Raw genomic sequence first — 22817 nt, 5'->3', positions numbered from 1 at the left:
CATCCGAACGGCTTTTTTCTATATAAACAATTTAAGATTGTCTCGAGCTTGAGGATTCCTTTAAAATAGTGTTGAATCATCACTTTCTACATAATGGAGGTTTATATGACGTTACCTACGTTCAAGTACAACCCAGACCCAGTTTTGTTAAACGTGATTAAAAAAGAGCATACGACATGTCCTGTTTGTGAGAAAGAAAGAGATTATGTGTACCATGGCCCTTTTTATGCTGTTGAAGATGTGGAGGGAATTTGTCCTTGGTGCATTAAAGATGGATCAGCGGCGAAAAAATACAATGGAACCTTTCAAGACGATGCAAGCTGTGATGACGTCGATCAAGAGGAATATATCGATGAGCTGATCTTCAGAACGCCAGGCTATCGCGGATGGCAGCAGGAATATTGGTTAAGTCATTGCGGAGATTTTTGCGCAATCGTCCAGTATGTCGGCTGGAAAGAGATTGAACATTTAGAGGAAGAACTCGCCGAGGATATCGAAGACATTTGCAGCGGCGAAGGATTAACGAAAGAAAACCTAAAGCAATGGCTCGTCAACGGAGGAGACTTACAAGGCTACCTCTTCCAATGTGTTCACTGCAAAAAGCACCGTTTATATATTGACGCCAGCTAACCAAAGAAAAAGGACCCTTCAAGCAGGTCCTTTTTGATGCCGTCTATTTTTTATATAAAATGAGTGCAGAAAAACAGTAGAGCTGGTCGCCTCCCTGCTCACAGATCACCGCTACATTGTACTTGATGTCAATGATTTGGTCGTCATCCATTCCTTTTAAAAAATGATTGATTTCACTTTGCAAATCTTTCTCATGCTCTTCATCAAATACAGCTACCTTTAGCACCTATGCCACTCTCCCTTCTCTCGCTACTCTATCTTTATGCACATAGAGAGAGGCATATGAACAAAAAACCTTTCATCCTAACGATGAAAGGTCTTCAATTTATAACTTCGGTTTTGTTTCTCCTGTCCAAGCAAGCATCCCGCCAACGACATTGGTCGCTTGATAGCCTTGATCTTCTAGGTAATAGCAGACATTTTCACTACGTTTACCAGAGCGGCAAATAATATAATATTCCTGCGTTTGATCGAATGCATCCAGCTTCTCAGGGATATCTCCCATTCGGATGTGGACCGCTTCAGGAATCATCCCTTCTGCTACCTCTTCATCCTCACGTACATCGACAAGCTGAATAGCTTCTTCCTGATCCAGCTTTTGTTTTAATTCTTCTATTGAAATTTCTTTCACTGCCACGAGTCTCATCTCTCCTTTTCATCACGGTGACACCATTATAGCAGATGGTTCACTTCACTGCGTATTCACCCGCTTCGATTGAAGGAAAGACGGCAGCCGCTTCTTCACTTCGGCTGTCTCGTACTCACTTTCAAACTCAACCTTTTTAAAGACTTGATAGGCCAGCCACATATGACCGTAGGCGAGTATGCTCACACTAAAAAATGGCACGATTCCCGGTAAATAAGCAAACAGAACAAACAGCACAGCCGAGAAAACAAGCATAGAGAGTGTATATTGCAAATATGACACACCAAGCAGAAGAGAGAATTTCAGATAGAGACGTTTTTTCCAATCGTAATGAGCAAGCAGCGGAAAAATATAAAATAAGCTCACAATAAACAGAAAACCAAAAATATATATAGCAAAGCGAAGCACATGTAAGGGCCAGCTCGTCGGATAAATATAAGCAAGATCGACATAAATAATCGTTCCAATGAGGAACAGCACCACTCCAATCATGTTAGAGCGGACAAATTCCTCACGGTATACCTTCCAAAAAGTGCGGAATACATTGACTTGCTCATGCCCTTGAATCCACTTTCTCATTACGGAAAATAACGCAGTGGTCGCAGGCATCAAGCCAAAAATCCCAAGCCCTAGAATGGTGAACAAAAGCCATAACAAATTCGTATAGGCGAGTCTCATCACCCACTCACACATCCTCAGCATTCTGCTCATTGAACCATCATGATCCATCTCTTTTCCCCCTCCTCTCTTTCTCTTTACACCTTCTCTTTATGAAACAATTCATCAATTTCAATTGGGCGTTTTTCTGCGACAGATCGCCACATGCCCTCCCCAAGTGCAATCGAATAAGCACCAGCCTCTGCACCTGCTAAAATGTCATAGTGAATCAAGGGATCTTTTCCTATAAATAAATCAGCCAAAAGCAGAGGATCTCCTCCTCCATGTCCACCTGACTGCTTTACGACTTCAATCGTCTCCTTTGATCCAAACATCGGGTAATAAGAAATTGTTTGTTCTGGGAATTGAAAAGGAATTCTTGATGGCACATGAAACTCATTTGTTTCAATACGCCCCTTCGTCCCATTAATAGCCAGACGATAGCCTTCATATGGGGCTGAGAATTGAATCGAATAGCTGAGCAGAGCCCCTTGATCATAAACGACTGACGCCACATATGTATCCTCAATATCAATTTCCTGATCAAAAATGCACGCATCCGGACGATAATTTGAGTACTGCGGCGTTTGCTGCTGATCGGATTCAATATGATCGTCCTCCACCTTCGAGCGCTCAACCCGCGGATTCCACCTTGCTTCATAATGACAAATATCCTTCACATGACATGTTCCGCAAAATCTTTTTTCCTCCCCGTGCAAGGGATTCCAAGGGCTTTCGCTGCCGTAATAGTTCAGCGCCCCGTAGGCAAATACTTGCTTCGGCTTTTGATCAATCCACCAGTTGACCAGATCAAAATGATGCGTCGACTTATGAATAGACAGTCCGCCAGAAAATTGACGTGTACGGTTCCACCTTTTGAAATAACTAGCACCATGATACGTATCAATAAGCCAGCTCAGTTCAACGGATGTGACCCTTCCAATTTTCCCGTCTAGAATCAGTTCTTTTATCTTTCGATGGAAAGGATTGTAACGATAATTAAAGGTGACCGTGACCTTTCCTTTACTTTCTGCTTCTTTTTCCATCACTTTTTTGGCGTCTTTTGCTGTTGTCACCATCGGCTTTTCGGTGATGACATCTAGATCATGGTCAAGTGCCTGCATGATATACGTGACATGTGTATCATCCCTGCCTGCCACAATGACGATATCTGGTTTTGCTTTCTTGACCATCTGATCAAATGCATCTTCATGAAAAAACGAAACGCCCCGGAGTGATGGAAAACGCTCCTGACAAAGTGTATACCGCTGATGATCTATATCTAGGAGCCCTGTAATCTTATAATGCTCATTGAAATCCTCTGTAAGCGGTTGAATAAACATATTGAACGCACGATGACTTAGCCCGCAAATCACGACCCGTTTCACATTCCTCACCCCATTTTCTATTGGTTTTCACGAAGCTGTTTCATGAGAGATAGCGCCTCTTTTGTCTTGTCAGCATATACGGGAATGAAAGCGACCATATCTCGGTGTAATTGAAAGGTATAGCCGTTGAGTTTTTTCTTTCCTTTATTGATTTGAACTGCATAATCGACCGTTTTCCCTGTCTTTTTGTCCTCGACCGTATATGGTCCTGCTGCTTGATCACCTATTTCCATCTCTTCCAGCAGCTGAAAGCTTTCAGGATCATCATACGTTCTAAACATTTCTTCTGGGACAAGCATCACGTCCCCCTCTTTTGAGGTAATTTCAACAAGAAGCTTTTCAGGAATCGCCGGAAAGATGTGGACGCTATAAGTCTCTTGTTCCGGCTGAAAAGCCTTCTCCACTAATTGATCCTTCATTCCCTTTGACATATCAGAAAAAATCAGGACATCGATACCGTTTGTTTTCCCCTGACAGGCAGATAAACAAAAGGCAGCAATGAAACTGATGAGCCATACGACGGCTCTTTTTTGCCTTCTCATGCCTTTTGAAAAACAGACAGCTTTTCTAGCTCAGTTAACGCCATAATAAAAGCGCCTGCCCCGTGCAAGTCATTTGTGCTCCGCTCTCTTCCAACGTAATAATCATAAAATCCTGCAGATGTTCCAATACAGATATCGTTGATGGTAAAATCACCATTTTCTTTCTCAGCCGTCTTATGCTGAATCAAGCCTTGATATGCTTTGACCACATGATCAACATAACGGAGGTCCACATACCCTTCATTCATGGCCTTTGCCATGGCGTACATGAATAAACACGATCCCGAGCTTTCAAGCCAATTGTCACTGTGATTTCCTTTATCAATGATTTGGTGCCAGAGACCTGTCTTTTGATCCTGGTACTCTGCCACACTTTCCAGCATGTCTGTCAGTGTTTCCTTCCACACCTTCCGCATTTCATGCTGCTCGGGCAGGTCCTCGATCATATCTGCTAATGCAAGGACATACCAGCCAAACGATCTTGCCCAAAACTCTGGGGAACAGCCGGTCTTTTGATCAGCCCATGGCATCGTTTTTCGTTCATCCCACGCGTGATAATATAGACCCGTTTGTTCATCTTTCGTATGCTTTCTCATGAGATGCTCTTGATGGATGACCATATCCACAAGTGACTCTTCACCTTTAAGCTGAGCATACTTTAAGGCAAAAGGACCGCCCATGTAGAGACCATCGAGCCACATTTGATAAGCATAATTATCTTTATGCCAAAATCCGCCCTCAGACGTGCGGTTTAGCGTACGATAGAGTCCGCGCAGCTTCTCCGCTGCGAGCACATACCGCTTCTCTCTCGTTCGTTCGTAAAGAGGGAATAAAATGAGCCCTGCTTGTATGGCATCAAGCTCATCCCTGCGAAATAATAGATTTCCGTACTCATCAATAAGTGAGTCCGCATAGTTTTTCACATAATCGAAATAAGCCTCGTTCCCTGTTGCCTCATATAGCTTCATAACGCCGCAAAGGAAAACGCCTTGATGATAATGCCACCTTCCAGCTGGCGGCAGCTCAATTGGTGTATACGCTTTCATAATGGTTTGTGCTAATTTCTCTGCATGCTCAAGCGGTGATCCCTTTTCAATCGATAATGTCATTCTTCCTCATCTCCCTTTTTAATAAATACCTTCTTCCCCGAATTTCTTCGCTAAACGGTTTGCCAGCATGACCAAAATAAGTCCAACGGCTGCTTTAAATAAACCAACAGCGGTACTATAACTGAATTGTCCTTGTTTAAGACCTGCTGTATAGACATAGGTATCAAAAATCTCCGCTACTTCCCGGTTCGTTGCGTTCAGTAATAGATAGACATGCTCAAAGCCAAGCTCAAGCGTATCACCAATTTTTAAAATAAGCAGAACCACAATGACACTTTTGATGGCTGGAAGTGTGATGTGCCACATTTGTCTCAATCTCCCCGCACCATCCATTTTTGCTGCTTCATATAGCTGCGGATCTACCGCTGTAATCGCCGCAAGATAAATAATCGTCGACCACCCTGCTTCCCGCCAGATCACCTGTAAAATGTACATCGGTCTAAACCATTCCTGACTAAGAAGGAAGTTAATCTTTTCCCCTCCAAAGAAAGCAATCAATTCATTAATTAACCCGCCATCTACTGTTAACAAAACAAAAGATAAGGACACGACAATGACCCATGACATGAAGTGAGGGATATAAATCATCGTCTGTACAAATTTCTTAAACAATGCCAATCTCACTTCATTTAAAAGAAGGGCTAACAAGATCGGAATTGGAAAGAAAATCACAACATTCATGGCAAATAAAATCAGCGTATTTTTTAATAAGATGAAAAATGTTGGTTCTGTAAACAAGCGAATAAAGTGTTTGAAGCCAACCCACTCACTGCCAAGAATACCGAGAAACGGCTGGTAATCTTGAAAGGCAATGATGAGCCCCCACATTGGCACATATTTAAAAACAAGAAAATAAATGAGCCCCGGCAAAATCATTAAATACAAAAACTTTTGACTAAGCAGCTGATTAAGTAAGCGCTTTCTTTTTTCATTTTTCAAAGCTGCCGCACGCATACCCTTGGCAGTGACATCCTCTGTTTTCATTGATAAAGCCTCCCCTCATGCTGATGCATGTGTTAACTGTATCTTAAGGATGAAAAATCCGTCTACAATCATATCAACAGATCATATTTTCATAGGTGAAGCTACTCAAAACGTTACATAAAACATAAGAAAATGATCCTAATCTCAGAAAATGATTATTGACAAACCTACCAGATTTTTGGATTAATAAATTAAGGGGAAAAGATTGTTTCGTTTGAAATGGGGGGTTTTATGAAAAGAAAGCAGTATAAATTTTATTACAAGCTTGTGACGTTTTTTTTCATACTTAGTACGATTCCTGTTATCATTGTCGGCATTTTTTCTTATCAGCATTCGCAAAAAACAGCACTTGAAAATATCTCAAATGAAAAGCTCGACAGCGTCAAACAAACGCAATCCACTATTGAGCATATTTTAAAAACTGTTGATCATTCTCTCACTCACTATGTCAGTTCGCCACCTCTCCTTCAAACACTGGCAGAACCTTTAAATCCAGACCAATTCCAGCTTTATAATCAAGTACAGCAGGAACTGAACTACCTGCAAACCTTTGACACCGACCTTTCCAATATTACACTCGTCAGTAAAATGGAAGACTGGTACATGAACAATTCGGGGCTTTATCATGTCACAAGCGAAGACCAAGAAAAAGCGCTGACCTCTTACCTCAATATACCAAGTCACTCCAGCTGGGCACTTGAAGAGAATAATCCACTTGTTGCGACTAAAGAAGGTAAAGCATCCTTTTGCAAGTACAATGTGAATTTAATCAAACAACTGCCTATGAACAGCGTTCAAAAAAAGGGAATCGCTGTCGCCAGCATTCCAAGCTGCGTGATTGCTGATAACATGCCTGACTTCTCTCAATCAGATAGCATGTTTGTCATCGATACAAACGGAAAAGTGCTGCTACATAATCGCAAAGAACAAATTGGTGAATCGCTGAAACATCAAGATTTCGTCAAGCATGTGCTCTCACTTGAAAAACGATCAGGACAATTTGATATGAAGATCGACGAACTCAACTATCAAATCACATTTCAAAAATCAGATTATAATGAATGGACGTACCTATCCTTTGTTTCTATTCCAGAACTTAAACAGCAAACGAAATCAATCGGGTGGATTACCTTTATTATCTGCACTATTTTGTTAGCGCTTTCATTACTATTTTCATGGTTTGGTTCCAGACACTTTTATAAACCAATCCGCTTATTATACGAGTCATTTGCACGCAATGAATCATTTTTGCAAAAACAGCCTTTTCAAAATGAATTTGAGTTGATTGAATCAAGTATTAAACAAATGAAAGATCAAAACAATGATTTAGAGGAACGGATTGAGCAGCAAGTGACACACTTACAGCAATACTTTATGGTACGGCTGCTGCTTGGAAAGCTGACAGATGAAGAAGTAAACAACCGGTTCCAAAGCTTAGGCTTTCCCCAGGGCTGGTCTCATTTGTCCATGCTCGTGACCCAAATCGATACGTTAAAAGGAACACCTTATGAAAAAAAAGATGCTGATTTGCTTTTATTTGCGATCAATGGACTGATCGAGCAGATTATTCCGCAAGAGGAACACCTTCAGCCAACCGTTGTCAATGAACATCAAACAACGATTATCCTTAACCACTCAAAGTCAGACGAAGAGTTTACTGAATATTTAAACCAATTAGCAGAAACCATTCAGCAGCATATCGAAGAAGAGCTCGGTTTATCGATCAGCATTGGGATCAGCCGCCAGTTTAAGGAGCTTACGATGGCAAAACACGCTTACATTGAAGGAAAAGAAGCCTTAAAATACAGACTCAAAGCAGAGAAAAAATCCATTATCTTATATGAGCATATCCAGCAAGGAAAGACGTTCAAAACCCATTTTCCAAAGCAGCTGCAGCATGATTTATTTGATGCGGTGAAAGCTGGCGATCAAGGCAAAGCGGATCACTATTTACATGTGCTCCTGCAATCCATTTTCTCTAAAAATGCCGGACCGCACGAATACCAGATCGCCCTCGCTCGTTTTTTAAACAATTTAATTGAGCTGATGCATTTGCTGGGTATTGAATTATTTGAGGTCGAAGACAACAAAATGCTCTATGATACGATTTTTGAATTTAAAACCTTTGAAGATACAGAAGCATGGCTGAAACATGAGATCATCCGGCCAATTATTGACCAGCTTGCTGCACGTGAAGACTCACAATACAAAAACATCTCAGAAAAAATCATTCATATTATTCATCAAGAATTCGACTCAGATCTCACCTTGGATGAAATCGCCACACGCCTGCATTACAATCCCAATTATTTAAGCAGTATTTTCAGAAAGGAAATGGATATCTCTTTTAGTGAATATCTCTCTTCCTACAGACACCATGTCGCTAAAAACTGGCTAGTAGAAACCGATATGTCCGTCAAAGAAATTTCGGAAAAACTGAAATATAAAAACCCGCAAAATTTCATCCGATCCTTTAAAAAGCTAGAAGGTACTACTCCTGGGAAATACCGCGACCAGAAAAAAGGCACGTAAGACAAAGAGTCCCGCTCTCACAAGAAAGCGGGGCTCTTTTATTTAAACTGTTCATTTAAGATGCTGTCTTCCAGCACTGAAAGCGGCTCTCCATACACACGTTCAATATGAGCTGCTCCCCAATCGCATAGCGCATTGAGAATTCTTTCGAGCGACTGTCCATATTCACTTAATTCATATTCCACTTTTGGCGGTACCTGTTCATAGACAATCCGGTTAATGACGCCATCACTTTCAAGCTCTCGTAGCTGCTGCGTGAGCATTTTTTGTGTGATGTTTGGCATGAGCCGCTTCAATTCGCTCGTACGTTTTTTCCCATGTGTCAAATGACATAAAATCACACACTTCCACTTCCCGCCTATGACCTCAAGCGTTGCTTCCACAGAGATATTATATTTTTTCTTTTCCATCGAATATTCACTCCTCTTTGTACGAACAGGCACTTTTTAGTACCTATATTACAAAAAAGTACGTACTTTTTTTTTCGTCATCTATGTTAGATAATAACTCTTGCCGATCGGCTTCGTCTATCAAAATGTCATCACAGAAGGATGTGAACTTACTGATGAAGAAAAAGCAAAACCATTTTGCTCTGCTCGCACTAGCGATTAGTGCTTTTGCTATAGGAACAACTGAGTTCATTAGTGTCGGTCTTTTGCCAATGATCTCAGAGGACTTTGGAGTGAGCGTCAGTCAGGCAGGCTGGACTGTCTCTTTATATGCACTTGGTGTGACATTTGGAGCGCCTATATTGACTTCCCTTACTTCCACGATGAAAAGAAAGACATTACTTTTGCTCATTATGCTCGTCTTTTTGATTGGTAATACACTTGCCACCATTGCCCCGACCTTTTCAGTGCTGTTAATCGGCCGGGTGATTTCAGCCTTGTCCCATGGAATCTTCATGTCCATTGGCTCTACGATTGCTGCAAGCCTTGTCGTGAAAGAAAAACGGGCAAGCGCCATTGCCTTTATGTTCACTGGTTTAACAGTAGCGACTGTGACAGGTGTGCCATTCGGGACATTTCTTGGTCATGAGTTCGGCTGGCGGACATCATTTGGTGTGATTGTGATCATTGGTCTGATCGCACTGATATCCAACTATTTACTTGTTCCGTCTCAATTAAAGCAGGGTGTGAAAACATCTTTTAAAGATCAGGCTGTCCTATTAAAAACAAAAAGAATCTTGCTTTTATTTGTCATTACAGCCACAGGGTATGGAGGAACCTTTGTCGTCTTCACATATTTATCTCCTCTCTTGCAGCATGTGACAGGTCTTGCGCCTGGGGCTGTGGCGTTGATCCTGCTTTTATACGGCATCACGATCGCAGCTGGAAATGTCATTGGCGGAAAAGCTGCTAATGAACAGCCAATGAAAGCACTGATCTATATGTTTATTATCCAAAGCATCATCTTGTTTATTCTTAGCTTCACTGCAGGATTCACAGTGTTAGGCATTGGAACCGTCATGCTGATGGGGCTGTTTGCTTTCATGAATGTACCTGGACTGCAAGTAGCCGTCGTTGATTTTGCCGAAAGATACACCCCTGGAGCAGTTGACGTCGCATCTGCTATGAATATCGCTGCCTTTAATGCCGGTATTGCCATTGGCTCATTTTTAGGCGGCATCGTGACAGATTCACTTGGTCTTGTGCATACAGGCTGGGTCGGCGGCATCATGGTCCTCATCGCAGCCATTCTTACGATGATTAGTTATCAAATGGAACAAAAAGAACAAATACAAACTATCTAAAGGAGTTTTTATTATGGAACATTTACAAAGTACAAAAACATTAAACAATGGAGTCCGCATGCCAGGCTTTGGCCTTGGTGTATTCAAGGTGGAAGATGGAGCAGAATTAGTTGATGCTGTCAAAACAGCCATTCAATTAGGCTATCGCAGTATTGATACAGCGGCTATTTATGGAAATGAAGAAGGTGTTGGACGAGGCATACAGCTTGGTTTAGCAGAAACAGGACTGCGCCGCGAGGACATTTTTGTCACATCAAAAGTGTGGAATGCCGATTTAGGATATGAATCTACCCTTCATGCATACGAAGAAAGCTTGAAAAAACTTCAGCTTGACTACCTTGATCTGTATTTAATCCATTGGCCGGTTGAAGGAAAATACAAAGAAGCTTGGCGTGCACTGGAAACCTTGTATCGTGAAGGAAAGGTCAGAGCCATCGGAGTGAGTAACTTCCAGCCTCATCACCTAGACGAGCTATTAAAAGATGCAGATATCAAACCAGCTATCAATCAAGTAGAATTTCATCCAAAGCTAACGCAGGAAACACTCTATACGTATTTGAACTCTCATGGCATTCAAATGGAAGCTTGGTCACCGCTGATGCAGGGTGAACTGCTGCATCACCCGCTGATCACAGAGCTCGCAGACACGTACAGTAAAACACCTGCTCAAATTATTTTGCGCTGGGATGTACAAAAAGGTGTCATCACCATCCCAAAATCAACGAAAGCACATCGTTTAAAAGAAAACGCTGATATATTTGATTTTGTCTTATCTGATGAAGATATGAAACGTCTTACTGACTTAAATGAAAACAAACGTATCGGTCCAGATCCAGACAACTTCGACTTTTAATCAAAACACCCCCGCTTTTTTGCTTTGCGGGGGTGTTCCTATTAATCATTTTGATTTTTTAAAGGAAGCCTCATATTCTTCTATGATTTTATTCCCACCATTTGATTTCCACTTCTCTACATCTTTCTGAAATTGATCTTCACTGATGTCTCCAAGAATGAACTTATACGTCGCATCATCAATGATTTTCTTCAATTCGTTTCCACGCTCTGATGCTGTTTCTGAATACAGGCTTTCAGCAGGATTGGCAACGATGATGTTTTTATTGTCTTCTTCTAGCTCTTCATATTTAGAACGAACTGCATCCCCTTTATTTTTCAAGTAACGTTTATCAATTCCTACAAGACTGACAAGCGGCTGTACATCTGTCTGCCAGCCTTTCACTTGGCTTTCTTCCCTGACAAATGTATTCCCTTCTTCTTTCTTATAATGCTGGCCATCTATACCGTACGTCATGAGACCATATACATCTTCTTCGGCAATGCGGTCAAAGAAGGCCAAAATCCGCTTTAATTCTGCCTCTGATTTCACGCTTGTTTTAGGGAATGCGAAGATGCCATTATGACCACCTGATGCCCACACACGTTCTTTGCCATCTGGGCCTTTGATTCGGTTAATAATATCTACTTTCATGTTTTTATCTGTCGCATCATCTCGCAGGTTCACGGCATCTACCATATTTCCAACATAGATGCCTGCTTTTCCTTGTGAGAATAATTCCTGCTGCTGTGTTTTGCTTGTTACTGGGAAGTCTTTGTTGATATAGCCATTATCACGCAGCTTTTTCATGTATTTCATTGTATTCATATATTCATCTGTCATAAAGTCTGGCGTGAATTTCCCGTTTTCTTCTTTCCAGTCTGTTGGCATACCTTCATATGAACCAAGTGTTTTAAATGCTCCATAAATTAAATCGTTCCGATCCGTAAAGCCAATTGTATCTGCTTTTCCGTTTTGATTCGGGTCTTTTTCAGTAAAGGCTTTGGCTACTTCATATAGATCATCCAATGTTTTTGGTGTATCCAAATTTAAATTTTCAAGCCAATCCTTTCGAATGACAATCCCTTGTCTTGAAAGTGGTCTTTCTCTATAGATGCCATAAAGCTTGCCGTCTATAGAGGCGTTTTGATTAATCAGTTCGTTCATCTTACTTAAATTTGGATAATCCTTTAAATACGGACCGACTTCCCAAAACATGCCTGATCTGAACGCATTAATCGCAGACGAATTTTTAATGTCTTGAATCGTCACAATTTGCGGCAAATTCCCTGCTGCAAGTGCGGAATTTAACCGATCTTCCTTTACAGCATCAGGCACCCATGTAATATCAAGCTCTGTATTTGTGAGCTTCTCAATCTCTTTTAAAACGGAATCCTTCGGCGGCTGCTGATGATATAAAATCGCCATCCATGTCAGCTTTACCTTTTTGTCTAAATCAACCTTCTCATTTGATGAGTTTGCCCCTTTACTTGAACATGCTGACAAAATACCGCTTGCTGCAAATAACAGGACAAACGCAATCAGCCATAATTTCTTTCTCCCCATAAGATCCCTCCGTTGTTCCATCATTTTAACCCTTTACAGAACCTAGTAATGCCCCTTTGTTGAAATGCTTTTGAATAAATGGATAGACAAGCAGAACCGGAATAGTCGCCACAACAATGACAGCCATTTTAATCGTTTGGTCTGGCGGTGGTGTGGATGAGCCCATATCCGACATATCTCCCTGCATTCCGCTTGAGACAATGACAATCTGTCTCAGCAGCACCTGAATCGGCCATTTCACTGAATCATTTAAATACAGAATGGCGGTCATATACGTATTCCAATACGTCACGGCATAAAAAAGTGAAATGGTTGCAATGGCTGGCAAAGAAAGTGGCAGCACAATTTTAAAGAAAATCCCTAAATCGTTACAGCCGTCCATCTTCGCTGATTCCTCAAGACTTGCCGGTATGTTTTGAAAAAAGTTTTTCAAAATGATTAAATTGAACGCATTGATTGCAACCGGTAGAATAAGTGACCAATACGTATCAAGCAGACCAAGTGTTTTCACCACAATAAACGTCGGAATCATACCTCCGCTAAACAGCATCGTGAAGACAACGAGAAACATCAGTGTTCTCCGGCCTTTTAGCTCCTGGCGAGACAGCCCGTATGCCATAAGCGAGGACAAAAACATGCTGACAGCTGTTCCAACAAGCGTCACAAGAATGGACACAATGAGGCTGCGATACACAATATCTGTAGAAAAAATGTATCGATATGCCTCTAAAGAAAACGTCGTTGGGAACAAGATAAACTTCTTCGTGATGACCTCTTCTACTGTTGCAAAAGAGGCGGCAATGACATGGATGAACGGAAGCACACATATTAATGCGAACATGAGTAGAAAAGAGTAATTAAATAAATTGAACAATCGGCCTTTTATAGAACGATCTATGTTCATCACGCCCTTTCTTTTGAAAGCGTTATCATTTTATCTGAAAGTAAGCTGCAGCCTGTGACGATATCGTGATTAAAATGTAACAAACGGGGGAAGAAAGCGTCTATAATCATCTTGACAGACCAACTGAATAGATCATGTCAGCCGTGCTTTTATACTCATGAAACAAAAGAATAAGATCATTAGCTCATGACATGATTATGCCCTATGCCTGATCATTTTCTTCTAGAATTTCCGTCGTATTGACATCTGGTTTGTAGCCTAACTCCCGCTTCGTTTTCTCAGTAGACCATGGCTTTTCTTCATTCTCTGATACAGCATAATAGGTCCCAAAGGGAATATCAGATTCAATCGCTGCCTTTGTCATACCTGCAAGATCCTCATGTGACAGCAGTGTTCTTTTTGTTCTTTGCTTTTTGTGTAATGCCTTCATCTCATCTGTCACAACTGTTCCAATCCGTAAATTGATGACAGACATTCCCGTTTGATCGTGGAACAAACGGCCCAGCTGTTCGGAAGCAAATTTTAAAATGCCATAGACATTTTTAGTCGCAGGCACATCGTCAGTTGTAATCTGCCGTCCAATTAAGGAGCGTCCATCCTCTTCATAACGATCCGTCACATGGTTACTGCTTGCAAAAATGACTTTTCGTATGCCCAGCCGCGCGGCTGAACGAAACATATAATAGGTACTCCTCCAAAAAATATCAGTCATTTTTGCAAATTCTTCATGATCCATCACATCATGCGTCATGTCCATGTTTAGAAGATGCAAGATGACATCTGTATCCCGCGGAATTGCCTCATATACATTCTGTTCATTCGCTGCATCCGCTAAAATGACTCCTTCTACACAGCTCGTTAGATCAATAATCGTGACACTGTATTCAGTAGAGAGCGCTTTTGTTAAAAGATGTCCAATTACACCGCATCCGCCAATGATGGTGATTTTTTTCATCTGTCTCCTCCTTTCTTTTGACGTAGTATGTCCAAGCGTTTCTTGATTACAGCCACTTTTTCAAAAATCGTGTCGCCTCGTGACGCATAGCGGCTGTTTCAAAATGACCTGCATGAAGATGGGCAAGCTGATATCGTTCTTTCAATGAAGCAGCTTGATAGGTTTGACTCAATACCTTTTGAATCCTTCCAACGCCTTCAGCAGGGGTGAGCTGATCAAGTTTTCCCACTAAGCTTAAATGCGGTCTTGGAAAAATCATTTCTTGAATGTCCGCTGCTGTAAAGTGCTTTGCTAAGCTTGGTACATAGTAATAAAAGCCATGCCTATCCAAATTGTTCGTTTCAATTAATGTATGATGATCCACCTGTGCGCAAAGATCAATACACACACTGACCCTCTCATCAAGTGCAGCCGTCCACCAGGAAAGGAGACCGCCCATTGACATCCCAAAGACAGCTAACCGGTCCACCAGTACATCAGTTCGAGACAGCAAATAATCAATCGCACACATGCTTTCATACAGCATCATGCCCCACATCACTTTTCCTGTTAAAAGCATTTCCTTAAAAATTTCACTTTCTGTTCTTCCTCTTCTCTCACCAAACCCTGCATGATCAATGGCCAGTACACTATATCCTTTTGACGTAAACTCTTTTGCATATGAAGGCGTTCGCAAATAATGAGCACCCTCTAACAGCTCTTCCTTCCCGTTCACGTAATTACCGCCATGAGAGTGCTGAAACAGTACTACGGGTCTTTTTTTCACCGTATCCTTCGGTTTCACGAAATAAGCAGGGACTTCCTCTACACCATTCATAGAGAGAATGAGTGTTTCCACTACATATGATTCACGTTCCTCCATTTTTAACGTATAAGCCTCCACGCGATGACGTTCTGGCATTTCTCCTAACAGACTGAGCAGTTGTTCACGTTTGCTTTCCTTTTCCATTGACGTCACTCCTCATTTTCTTGATCACCTGTTAAAATACGAGACCGATGCAGGAATCACCTTGTTTTCGACAAAATTATGTCCCGGGAAATAAAGAACACCCACCGGTTCATACCGATGGATGTCATCATTAGTTCGCAACAATATTGACAAGCTTCCCAGGAACCGCAATTACTTTGCGGATGGTTTTCCCTTCAAGCTGTTCTTTTACACGTGCATCATTTTTCGCAAGCTCTTCTAACTGCTCCCTTGTTGCATCAGCAGGAACGGTTAATTTTGCTTTCACTTTACCGTTAAGCTGTACGACAATTTCTACTTCATCGTCGACAAGCTTTGACTCATCATATTGAGGCCATGCTTCATAAGAAATAGACCCTTCATGACCAAGTTTATTCCAAAGCTCTTCTGCTAAATGCGGTGCAATTGGAGAAAGAAGCTTTACAAAGCCTTCTGCATATTCTTTCGGCAGTGTATCAGCCTTATAGGCATCGTTGATAAACACCATTAATTGTGAAATTCCTGTATTGAAACGCAAGCCTTCATAATGGTCTGTTACCTTCATGACTGTTTCATGATAGCTGCGTTCTAATGCGCCACCAGATTGCTCTGTCACTTTATCACTGAGTGAGCCATCTTCATTTGTAAATAGACGCCATACACGATCAAGGAAACGACGAGCGCCATCAAGTCCTGTTTCAGACCAAGCAATTGACGCATCTAGAGGTCCCATGAACATTTCATAAAGTCGTAATGTATCTGCACCATGAGATTCTACGATATCATCCGGGTTGACCACATTTCCTTTTGATTTACTCATTTTTTCATTGTTTTCCCCAAGAATCATGCCTTGATTGAACAATTTCATGAAAGGTTCTTTTGTTGGAACAACACCGATATCATACAAGAATTTATGCCAGAAGCGTGCATATAGAAGATGCAGTACAGCGTGTTCTGCTCCGCCGATATATACATCAACTGGAAGCCATTTCTTCAGCTTCTCAGGAGATGCAAGCTCTTCTGAGTTATGAGGATCAATATAACGTAAGAAATACCAGCAGCTTCCTGCCCATTGCGGCATTGTATTTGTTTCACGGCGGCCTTTCTTACCTGTTATAGGATCTACAACCTCAACCCAGTCTTTAATATTGGCTAATGGTGATTCACCTGTACCACTTGGCTTAATCTCTGTCGTTTTAGGCAAAATCAGTGGAAGCTCTTCCTCTGAAACAGCTGAAGATGTTCCATCCTCCCAATGAATGATTGGAATCGGTTCACCCCAGTAGCGCTGACGGCTGAACAGCCAGTCTCTTAAACGATATGTGACTTTCTTTTCACCCTTTTGATGTTCTTCAAGCCATGCAATCGCTTTTTCAATCGCCTCTTCTTTTCCTAAGCCATTTAGGAAATCAGAGTTAATGTGCTTTCCATCACCTGTGTAGGCTTCTTTTTCAACGTCTCCACCTTCTACCACTTCTTTGATTGGAAGATCAAAGGTTTTGGCGAATTCATAATCACGTTCATCATGAGCAGGTACGGCCATAATCGCCCCTGTTCCATAAGTGGCTAACACGTAATCTGCAATCCAGATCGGCATTTTTTCACCATTTAACGGATTGATGGCATACGCCCCTGTGAAAATACCCGTTTTCGTTTTGGCAAGATCTGTCCGCTCTAAATCACTCTTCGATTGAATTTCTTTGATATATGCTTCGACAGCTTCTTTTTGAGCAGCTGATGTGATTTTTTCAACTAGTGCATGTTCTGGAGCAAGCACCGCATAAGTTGCACCAAATAGTGTATCAGGACGCGTTGTAAAAACCGTAAACTGTTCGTTATGCCCTTCTACTTCAAAATGAACGTGCGCACCTTCAGAGCGTCCGATCCAGTTACGCTGCATATCTTTGATGCTTTCAGGCCAATCAATGTCCTCTAAATCTTCTAACAGCCTGTCCGCATATGCTGTAATCTTTAGCATCCACTGCTTCATAGGACGTCTTTCAACAGGATGGCCTCCTCGTTCACTTTTTCCATCAATGACTTCTTCGTTTGCAAGCACTGTGCCAAGCGCTGGGCACCAGTTCACTGGTACTTCATCGACATAGGCCAAACCTTTTTCGTACAATTTCAAGAAAATCCATTGTGTCCATTTGTAGTAATTCGGATCTGTCGTGTTAATTTCTCGATCCCAATCATACGAGAACCCTAGTGATTGAATTTGGCGGCGGAAGTTATTGATGTTCTCTTCTGTAAAGGCCGCCGGGTCATTCCCTGTATCAAGTGCATACTGTTCTGCCGGGAGACCAAATGCGTCCCATCCCATTGGATGAAGAACATCATATCCCTGCATACGTTTCATGCGTGATAAAATATCGGTTGCTGTATAGCCCTCAGGGTGCCCGACATGAAGCCCTGCTCCTGATGGATATGGAAACATATCAAGCGCATAAAACTTCGGTTTATCTTCCGAGTCAGATGTGGCGAACGTTTTATGTGTCAGCCAATAATCCTGCCACTTCTTTTCAATTTCCCGATGCTGAAAACTCAATGTGAAAACCTCCTTTAATATGTACGGCTTTATCTGCTTAGATGACCACTGCAAGAATTCAGATTTTTCTAAAATCAACAAAAAACCCTCATCCCTGGAAAGGGACGAGAGATTTTTTGGTTCCCGCGGTACCACCCTTGTTAGCGTAACATGCTGTTCGTACGCTCACTTAATATCTTTAACGCAGACATGCGACAGAAGCTTTAACGCAACTGCAACTCTGAGGCGAGTTCAGAAGCAGATTTGATTGACTTTCACCAGCCGTCAATTCTCTAAAGACAAATACTGCTTTCCTACTACTCCTCTTCACTGTTCTTATCGTAACCGTCATCTAAGTAGTATTTTATAGAATTATGATCATAAGTGCAAGCAGGTTTGTATACAATGGGAATGTACCCTAGACTAGGGTAAAGTAGAGGATATTATTCGTGTGGAGATCGGTTATGACGGCTGGAGTCTGCATCCTGTGAACGCTGTTCTCTTACAAAATCAAAGCTTCGCAGAACTGCTTCTCCTCCGTAACCTGAAATAATTGATAAGATGATCAAGTGCAGACTAGAATCGGGATTTGAGGATAAGACAAGCAGTGTAGCGGCAATCATCCCAACGAGCCAATCTTCAATAAACCCTAAGTAAATAAACTTTTTTGTCATTCTGGGCTTCTCTAGCCTGCCTTTTTTCTTTACGTGACCGAGAATGCCCATGACCCCTCCAATGGCGCAAGCAATAATGACTTGTTGCAGCATTTTCATCACCTTCCTAAAGCCCTTAGAATAGTAAAGCGACTTCAGGCTGTCCAGCCCCCTGTAATGCCATTCTGCTGTTCCGTCATAATCCATGTAAAAGGTCTATTCTCTCTAACGAAGAAAAAAAGCTTGTTTCTTCCATTATATGTGAATGACCTAAAAACAATCTTGATGCATTGGAATCATTTTTACCTAATCCATATTAACTATTTTTGTCATTTTATGAATGTTGAGTAATTGATTCCTTCTTTTTCTAATGAAAAGTCTCCTTACTTACTCTATTCTAATGGAGGACAAACTATGATGACAAATTTAACAAAGCGTTTGCAATCGTTGAAACAGAACATATGTTATGTTACGTTTATAAGGATTCATTTGGTTGAAAAGACAACCATTTGATATGTCTTATAGCAGCAAAGGAGGGTAATATGGTCAGCTCGAACATTTTCGGCTTGCAAAAACAGCTTGAACTCATCAAAAAAGCGCTGGATCATGCGCGCATCGGTGTTGTCATTACAGACCCTTCCTTAGAGGATAACCCTATCGTTTATGTGAATCATGGCTTTACACAAATGACTGGATACAAACCAGATGAGATTCTTGGGCGTAATTGTCGATTCCTTCAAGGAAAAGACACGGATCAAAAGCAGCTTGCTTTAATTCGTCATGGAATTCAAAACAAAACACCTATTACCACACAGCTAAAAAATTATAAAAAAGACGGTACTTTTTTTTGGAATGAACTCAATATAGATCCTCTATACATTGAACAAGATGACAAAACATTTTTCATTGGTTTTCAAAAGGATATTACGAAACAGAAAGAATATGAACAGCTCCTAGAAGATTCCTTACAGGAAGTCACCTCTCTTTCGACGCCAATCGTCCCAATCAAAAATGGTGTATCTGCTCTTCCGCTTATCGGGAAATTATCTGAAGAACGCTTTGATGCCATTGTCGCTAAGTTAACCTGTATATTAGATAATTCAAAGGATGATTATTTAATTGTCGACCTTTCTGGTTTAATCGAGGTCGATGATTCCGTCGTAGCACGTATTTTCAAACTGCATCATCTTCTCAATCTAACGGGAACCGAACTGATCATCACTGGGATCAAACCGCAGCTTGCGCTGAAAATGAAAGACCTCGATACAGATTTCCAGAATACGATCACTTATTTGACAGTAAAAGAAGCCATAAAAGGATTACCATTAGCTGAAAACCCTGTGTAAACAGGGTTTTTTTAATTGAACCGCTCCCCAAAATGGAAAAATGAGGTATGATAGGTATAAATAGCATTAGGGGGGCTGTTAGATATGTTGTTTCTCATATTGGGTCTTTTATGTGTTTGTTTTGCCATCGGATATGCCGTCAATTTCTTCTTACTCAAACGCAAGAACGAGCTGATTTTTTCAAAGAAACTTTTTTATCCTTTTTTGATCATTGGTCTCTTCTTTTCCATTATGTCATTACCGCTTGTTGCTGCAAATTCACCAAAAGCACAAGCCGATCCATCTTCCGCACAGCTTTTAAAGGATCAAAAGGAGCTCTCAGCTGACATTTCGAGCTTAAAAGCTGATAAAGAGTCGCTTACCTCCTCTTTAGAAGACGCGGAGAAGGAAAAAGAAAAGCTGGAAAAAAAGCTAGAAACGATCACCTCAGAAAAAGAAACGGTCAAACAGCAAGAAAAGACCATTCAGTCGCTTGAAAAGAAAATAGACAAGCTTACCTCCAGCAATGAAACACTCAAACAAGAAAACAAGAATAGCAGCAGCGATACGAAGTCTTCCACCGTCCAGCGCTCTGCTCCTAAAGATGAAGGAAAAAACACAGGCGGTCATGAATCACAAAAGGAAACAAAAAAAGAATCAGCTGCCTGTAACATTAAAGGGAGTGTCAACGGTATTTATCACACACCAAGCAGCAGATACTACTCTAGAACAAAAAATGTAACCAAAATGTTCTGCTCCGTAGAAGAGGCTGAGCGTGCCGGATACAGGGCACCTAAGCAATAGCGATGTTTAATTAAGATTAAAAAGAACCTCCTGAGCGCCCAATCGGGTTTCCAGGAGGTTCTTTTTTAAATTTCTCTTCTTAAAGCTGATAATACATTCGTTTTTGTTGCCTTACGTGCCGGGTTCAGCCCTGAGATGATCGCTACCCCTGCGCTGATCACTGTTGCTGTAATCACAAGGCTGAGTGGAATATATGAAAAAGTAATCGAGAATTGATCACTTGATCCTCCCTCAGACATGGATGATAAAATGGCTGGGATGATTAAATTAACGGCGAAACTAATGATATATGAGATGATAATACCGATGATTGATCCGATGACTCCAATATAAGCACTTTCCATTAGGAACATTCGCTTGATAATGGATGGATTCGCGCCAATGGCTTTCATAATCCCAATCTCTTGTGTTCGCTCTGTTACCGCCATGGTCATCGTATTGAAAATACCGATGGCAGAAATAATGACTGCAATACATCCGACAAAAATAAGTCCAATTTTGAAGACTGTAAAGAACATAGCCATTCCTTCTAGCTGATTCGTCACAGAGATGACTTGGTAGCCCTCATCTGTTAGTTTATCCGTGAGTGCACCGACATTGTCGAATTTATCTGCATAAACAGAGGTCATTTTCTCGACATTTCCTGCTTCAGGAGACAGGTCGAGTATTTGGCCAAATTCTTTTTCATAAGCATTCGGAATCAGAATTTTATGATCCTCCTGCCACTCCAAATTCGGCTTTTTCAAAACACCTACTACACGGAAATCAAATGTTTTTTCTTTAACGACTTCACCTTCTTCATTTAGTTTTGGCACTTTGATTTGAATCACTTTATTTAAAATATCTTTCTTGTAGCCTTTAGGCTCCTTCGGTGTTTCTTCCCCATTTGACGTCTGATTTAATTCTTTTTCATAGGCTTCTCGTTCTTTTTTTGTCCACAGCTGTTCCGCCATATGATATCCGACCACAATTTCGTTCGCTGATGTTGGCACTTTTCCACGGTCTAGTTCAAGCCCTGCTTCTTTTTCTTCTTTCATATCGGTTAAAGCAGCATGTGTTTCACTTGAACGGTCATCGAGCTCGACGTTAACCAATGGAATGATCGATGTTCTTGAGACGACAGATTTCACATGATCATATTTCTTTAAATCATCAATCTTGACGTCTCCTTTTTCTTTTCCTAACACTTTAATTTCTGTGATGATTTGCTGCTTCATAATTTCATCTTGAGCTGATTTTTGCAAACCAAAACCGACAGAAGCTAAAACGATTAAGAAAGAGCATGCCATTGTCGTTGCAAGAATGGTCATAAACACACGCAATCTATTTTTCTTCATATTTCTTCTGATGAATTTGACCTGATCTCTAAATTTCAATGGACTGTTCCCCTTTCTTTAATACACCATCGTGAAGCTGGAACGTTGTGTCTGCGATTGAAGCGACTTCATCGTCATGTGTAATGATGACAAATGTAATTCCTTTTTCACGATTGAGCTGCTGGATAAAGGCTAGAATTTCTCCTTCAGTTTCTGAATCCAGACTCCCTGTTGGTTCATCCGCTAAAATAATAGATGGATTTAAAATCAAGGCTCTTGCAATACTCACACGCTGCTGCTGTCCGCCTGACAGCTCATTTGGGTAATGTCCTGCGTGATGTTCAAGACCTACTCGTTTCAGCATTTCTTTTACTTTCGCTTTTCGTTCAGACGGCTTCACACCTTTTAAAGTGAGCGGAAGTTCAACGTTCTCATACGTTGTTAAGCTCCCGATCAACTGAAAGCTTTGAAAGATAAAGCCAAAGTGATCTAAGCGAAAGTCTGCCCATTCTTTTTCATTAAAGCCAGTCACATTGGTGCCATCAATGGTAATTTGTCCACTCGTTGGCGTAATATAGCCTGATATTAAGTTCAACAAAGTCGATTTCCCTGAACCACTTCGTCCAACAATACAAGCAATATCACCTCTTTTGATGGACAGGTCAATCCCTTTTAGTACAGGAATTTCATTTTCCCTACCTTTTTTACCAATTTTAAATACATGATCTAATGCTTGAATCTGAATCAT

At 41.1% G+C, this 22817-nt stretch carries 22 protein-coding genes and 1 other annotated feature; of the genes, 6 read left to right on the top strand and 16 right to left on the bottom strand.

All coding sequences use genetic code 11. From position 1 onward, the window contains the following. Positions 1 to 105 precede the first annotated feature (105 nt). Entirely contained in the window at positions 106 to 630 is a 525-nt protein-coding gene (locus ACP69X_RS17220; protein ID WP_075611787.1) for a CbrC family protein, read from the top strand. A gap of 43 nt (positions 631 to 673) precedes the next feature. On the opposite strand, the gene ACP69X_RS17215 is transcribed toward ACP69X_RS17220, so the two are convergent. The 7 genes from ACP69X_RS17215 to ACP69X_RS17185 form a co-directional block, all read right to left on the bottom strand. Beyond that, a complete protein-coding gene (locus tag ACP69X_RS17215) occupies positions 674 to 856 on the bottom strand; it encodes a sporulation protein Cse60 (protein ID WP_041086710.1) in 183 nt (60 codons plus the stop codon). Positions 857 to 955: 99 nt separating this feature from the next. After that, positions 956 to 1267 (bottom strand): rhodanese-like domain-containing protein, encoded by a 312-nt coding sequence (locus ACP69X_RS17210; RefSeq protein WP_041086712.1) that lies wholly within the window; start codon positions 1265 to 1267, stop codon positions 956 to 958. Positions 1268 to 1321: 54 nt separating this feature from the next. Further along, on the bottom strand, positions 1322 to 2005 hold the full coding sequence (locus ACP69X_RS17205; protein WP_338527379.1) for a YesL family protein: 684 nt from the start codon (positions 2003 to 2005) through the stop codon (positions 1322 to 1324). 26 nt (positions 2006 to 2031) lie between these two features. Beyond that, positions 2032 to 3321 (bottom strand): Gfo/Idh/MocA family protein, encoded by a 1290-nt coding sequence (locus ACP69X_RS17200; RefSeq protein WP_073978717.1) that lies wholly within the window; start codon positions 3319 to 3321, stop codon positions 2032 to 2034. A 17-nt stretch (positions 3322 to 3338) separates the two neighbouring features. Next, complete coding sequence (locus ACP69X_RS17195) at positions 3339 to 3863, bottom strand: hypothetical protein (protein ID WP_041086719.1); 525 nt, start codon at positions 3861 to 3863, stop codon at positions 3339 to 3341. After that, a complete protein-coding gene (locus ACP69X_RS17190; RefSeq protein WP_305960978.1) occupies positions 3860 to 4972 on the bottom strand; it encodes a glycoside hydrolase family 88/105 protein in 1113 nt (370 codons plus the stop codon). The genes ACP69X_RS17195 and ACP69X_RS17190 overlap by 4 nt, the downstream gene beginning before the upstream one ends. An 18-nt stretch (positions 4973 to 4990) precedes the next feature. Next, positions 4991 to 5956, bottom strand: coding sequence for an ABC transporter permease (locus ACP69X_RS17185; protein ID WP_041086723.1), 966 nt, complete (start codon positions 5954 to 5956; stop codon positions 4991 to 4993). 231 nt (positions 5957 to 6187) lie between these two features. Here ACP69X_RS17185 and ACP69X_RS17180 point away from each other — a divergent pair, with 231 nt between their 5' ends. Then, positions 6188 to 8488 (top strand): helix-turn-helix domain-containing protein, encoded by a 2301-nt coding sequence (locus tag ACP69X_RS17180; RefSeq protein WP_426052905.1) that lies wholly within the window; start codon positions 6188 to 6190, stop codon positions 8486 to 8488. A gap of 38 nt (positions 8489 to 8526) precedes the next feature. On the opposite strand, the gene ACP69X_RS17175 is transcribed toward ACP69X_RS17180, so the two are convergent. Beyond that, positions 8527 to 8898, bottom strand: a complete 372-nt coding sequence (locus ACP69X_RS17175) for a winged helix-turn-helix transcriptional regulator (RefSeq protein ID WP_003217763.1) — start codon at positions 8896 to 8898, stop codon at positions 8527 to 8529. 155 nt (positions 8899 to 9053) lie between these two features. Between ACP69X_RS17175 and ACP69X_RS17170 the strand changes: the two genes are divergently transcribed. Then, positions 9054 to 10241 carry an MFS transporter gene (locus ACP69X_RS17170; protein WP_041086727.1) on the top strand — a complete coding sequence of 396 codons (1188 nt, stop codon included), beginning with the start codon at positions 9054 to 9056 and terminating at the stop codon, positions 10239 to 10241. A 10-nt stretch (positions 10242 to 10251) separates the two neighbouring features. Then, entirely contained in the window at positions 10252 to 11094 is an 843-nt protein-coding gene (locus tag ACP69X_RS17165; RefSeq protein WP_196770536.1) for an aldo/keto reductase, read from the top strand. Between the two features lie 45 nt (positions 11095 to 11139). Here the strand turns inward: ACP69X_RS17165 and ACP69X_RS17160 are convergent, their stop codons facing one another. From ACP69X_RS17160 to ACP69X_RS17135, 6 genes are all read right to left on the bottom strand, one after another. After that, positions 11140 to 12639, bottom strand: a complete 1500-nt coding sequence (locus ACP69X_RS17160) for an extracellular solute-binding protein (protein ID WP_426052904.1) — start codon at positions 12637 to 12639, stop codon at positions 11140 to 11142. 25 nt (positions 12640 to 12664) lie between these two features. Then, positions 12665 to 13525 (bottom strand): carbohydrate ABC transporter permease, encoded by an 861-nt coding sequence (locus ACP69X_RS17155; protein ID WP_087976618.1) that lies wholly within the window; start codon positions 13523 to 13525, stop codon positions 12665 to 12667. A gap of 220 nt (positions 13526 to 13745) precedes the next feature. Next, positions 13746 to 14498: an NAD-dependent epimerase/dehydratase family protein gene (locus ACP69X_RS17150; RefSeq protein ID WP_041086737.1), complete on the bottom strand. Its 753-nt coding sequence runs from the start codon at positions 14496 to 14498 to the stop codon at positions 13746 to 13748. A 46-nt stretch (positions 14499 to 14544) separates the two neighbouring features. Beyond that, entirely contained in the window at positions 14545 to 15447 is a 903-nt protein-coding gene (locus ACP69X_RS17145; RefSeq protein ID WP_041086740.1) for a dienelactone hydrolase family protein, read from the bottom strand. 130 nt (positions 15448 to 15577) lie between these two features. Continuing rightward, positions 15578 to 17992 carry a leucine--tRNA ligase gene (gene leuS / locus ACP69X_RS17140; RefSeq protein WP_073978711.1) on the bottom strand — a complete coding sequence of 805 codons (2415 nt, stop codon included), beginning with the start codon at positions 17990 to 17992 and terminating at the stop codon, positions 15578 to 15580. A 97-nt stretch (positions 17993 to 18089) separates the two neighbouring features. Next, positions 18090 to 18311 (bottom strand) — a binding site (T-box leader). A gap of 103 nt (positions 18312 to 18414) precedes the next feature. Beyond that, on the bottom strand, positions 18415 to 18744 hold the full coding sequence (locus tag ACP69X_RS17135; RefSeq protein WP_224929310.1) for a DUF4257 domain-containing protein: 330 nt from the start codon (positions 18742 to 18744) through the stop codon (positions 18415 to 18417). Positions 18745 to 19166: 422 nt separating this feature from the next. Here ACP69X_RS17135 and ACP69X_RS17130 point away from each other — a divergent pair, with 422 nt between their 5' ends. Both ACP69X_RS17130 and ACP69X_RS17125 read left to right on the top strand, forming a co-directional pair. Further along, positions 19167 to 19970 (top strand): PAS domain-containing protein, encoded by an 804-nt coding sequence (locus ACP69X_RS17130; RefSeq protein ID WP_073978710.1) that lies wholly within the window; start codon positions 19167 to 19169, stop codon positions 19968 to 19970. Between the two features lie 84 nt (positions 19971 to 20054). Then, positions 20055 to 20753: a hypothetical protein gene (locus tag ACP69X_RS17125; RefSeq protein ID WP_073978709.1), complete on the top strand. Its 699-nt coding sequence runs from the start codon at positions 20055 to 20057 to the stop codon at positions 20751 to 20753. Positions 20754 to 20818: 65 nt separating this feature from the next. Here the strand turns inward: ACP69X_RS17125 and ACP69X_RS17120 are convergent, their stop codons facing one another. Beyond that, on the bottom strand, positions 20819 to 22129 hold the full coding sequence (locus ACP69X_RS17120; protein WP_041086748.1) for an ABC transporter permease: 1311 nt from the start codon (positions 22127 to 22129) through the stop codon (positions 20819 to 20821). Further along, positions 22119 to 22817 (bottom strand): ABC transporter ATP-binding protein, encoded by a 699-nt coding sequence (locus ACP69X_RS17115; RefSeq protein ID WP_041086750.1) that lies wholly within the window; start codon positions 22815 to 22817, stop codon positions 22119 to 22121. Before ACP69X_RS17115 ends, ACP69X_RS17120 begins: the two co-directional genes overlap by 11 nt.

The organism is Bacillus sp. DC4300-2b2 (assembly GCF_049895685.1).
In the GTDB taxonomy this organism is placed as follows: Bacteria; Bacillota; Bacilli; order Bacillales; family Bacillaceae; genus Bacillus; species Bacillus safensis.
This window is presented reverse-complemented; position numbering and strand designations above follow the sequence as displayed.

What these genes read in the sequence shown, in the direction of transcription:
- ACP69X_RS17180 (WP_426052905.1), top strand. Translation starts at nt 6,188, where the DNA reads ATGAAAAGAAAGCAGTATAAATTTTATTACAAGCTTGTGACGTTTTTT.
- ACP69X_RS17170 (WP_041086727.1), top strand. Translation starts at nt 9,054, where the DNA reads ATGAAGAAAAAGCAAAACCATTTTGCTCTGCTCGCACTAGCGATTAGT.
- ACP69X_RS17145 (WP_041086740.1), bottom strand. Translation starts at nt 15,447, where the DNA reads ATGGAAAAGGAAAGCAAACGTGAACAACTGCTCAGTCTGTTAGGAGAA.
- ACP69X_RS17125 (WP_073978709.1), top strand. Translation starts at nt 20,055, where the DNA reads ATGTTGTTTCTCATATTGGGTCTTTTATGTGTTTGTTTTGCCATCGGA.
- ACP69X_RS17135 (WP_224929310.1), bottom strand. Translation starts at nt 18,744, where the DNA reads ATGAAAATGCTGCAACAAGTCATTATTGCTTGCGCCATTGGAGGGGTC.
- ACP69X_RS17190 (WP_305960978.1), bottom strand. Translation starts at nt 4,972, where the DNA reads ATGACATTATCGATTGAAAAGGGATCACCGCTTGAGCATGCAGAGAAA.
- ACP69X_RS17185 (WP_041086723.1), bottom strand. Translation starts at nt 5,956, where the DNA reads ATGAAAACAGAGGATGTCACTGCCAAGGGTATGCGTGCGGCAGCTTTG.
- ACP69X_RS17220 (WP_075611787.1), top strand. Translation starts at nt 106, where the DNA reads ATGACGTTACCTACGTTCAAGTACAACCCAGACCCAGTTTTGTTAAAC.
- ACP69X_RS17205 (WP_338527379.1), bottom strand. Translation starts at nt 2,005, where the DNA reads ATGGATCATGATGGTTCAATGAGCAGAATGCTGAGGATGTGTGAGTGG.
- ACP69X_RS17195 (WP_041086719.1), bottom strand. Translation starts at nt 3,863, where the DNA reads ATGAGAAGGCAAAAAAGAGCCGTCGTATGGCTCATCAGTTTCATTGCT.
- ACP69X_RS17130 (WP_073978710.1), top strand. Translation starts at nt 19,167, where the DNA reads ATGGTCAGCTCGAACATTTTCGGCTTGCAAAAACAGCTTGAACTCATC.
- ACP69X_RS17115 (WP_041086750.1), bottom strand. Translation starts at nt 22,817, where the DNA reads ATGATTCAGATTCAAGCATTAGATCATGTATTTAAAATTGGTAAAAAA.
- ACP69X_RS17175 (WP_003217763.1), bottom strand. Translation starts at nt 8,898, where the DNA reads ATGGAAAAGAAAAAATATAATATCTCTGTGGAAGCAACGCTTGAGGTC.
- ACP69X_RS17160 (WP_426052904.1), bottom strand. Translation starts at nt 12,639, where the DNA reads ATGGGGAGAAAGAAATTATGGCTGATTGCGTTTGTCCTGTTATTTGCA.
- ACP69X_RS17150 (WP_041086737.1), bottom strand. Translation starts at nt 14,498, where the DNA reads ATGAAAAAAATCACCATCATTGGCGGATGCGGTGTAATTGGACATCTT.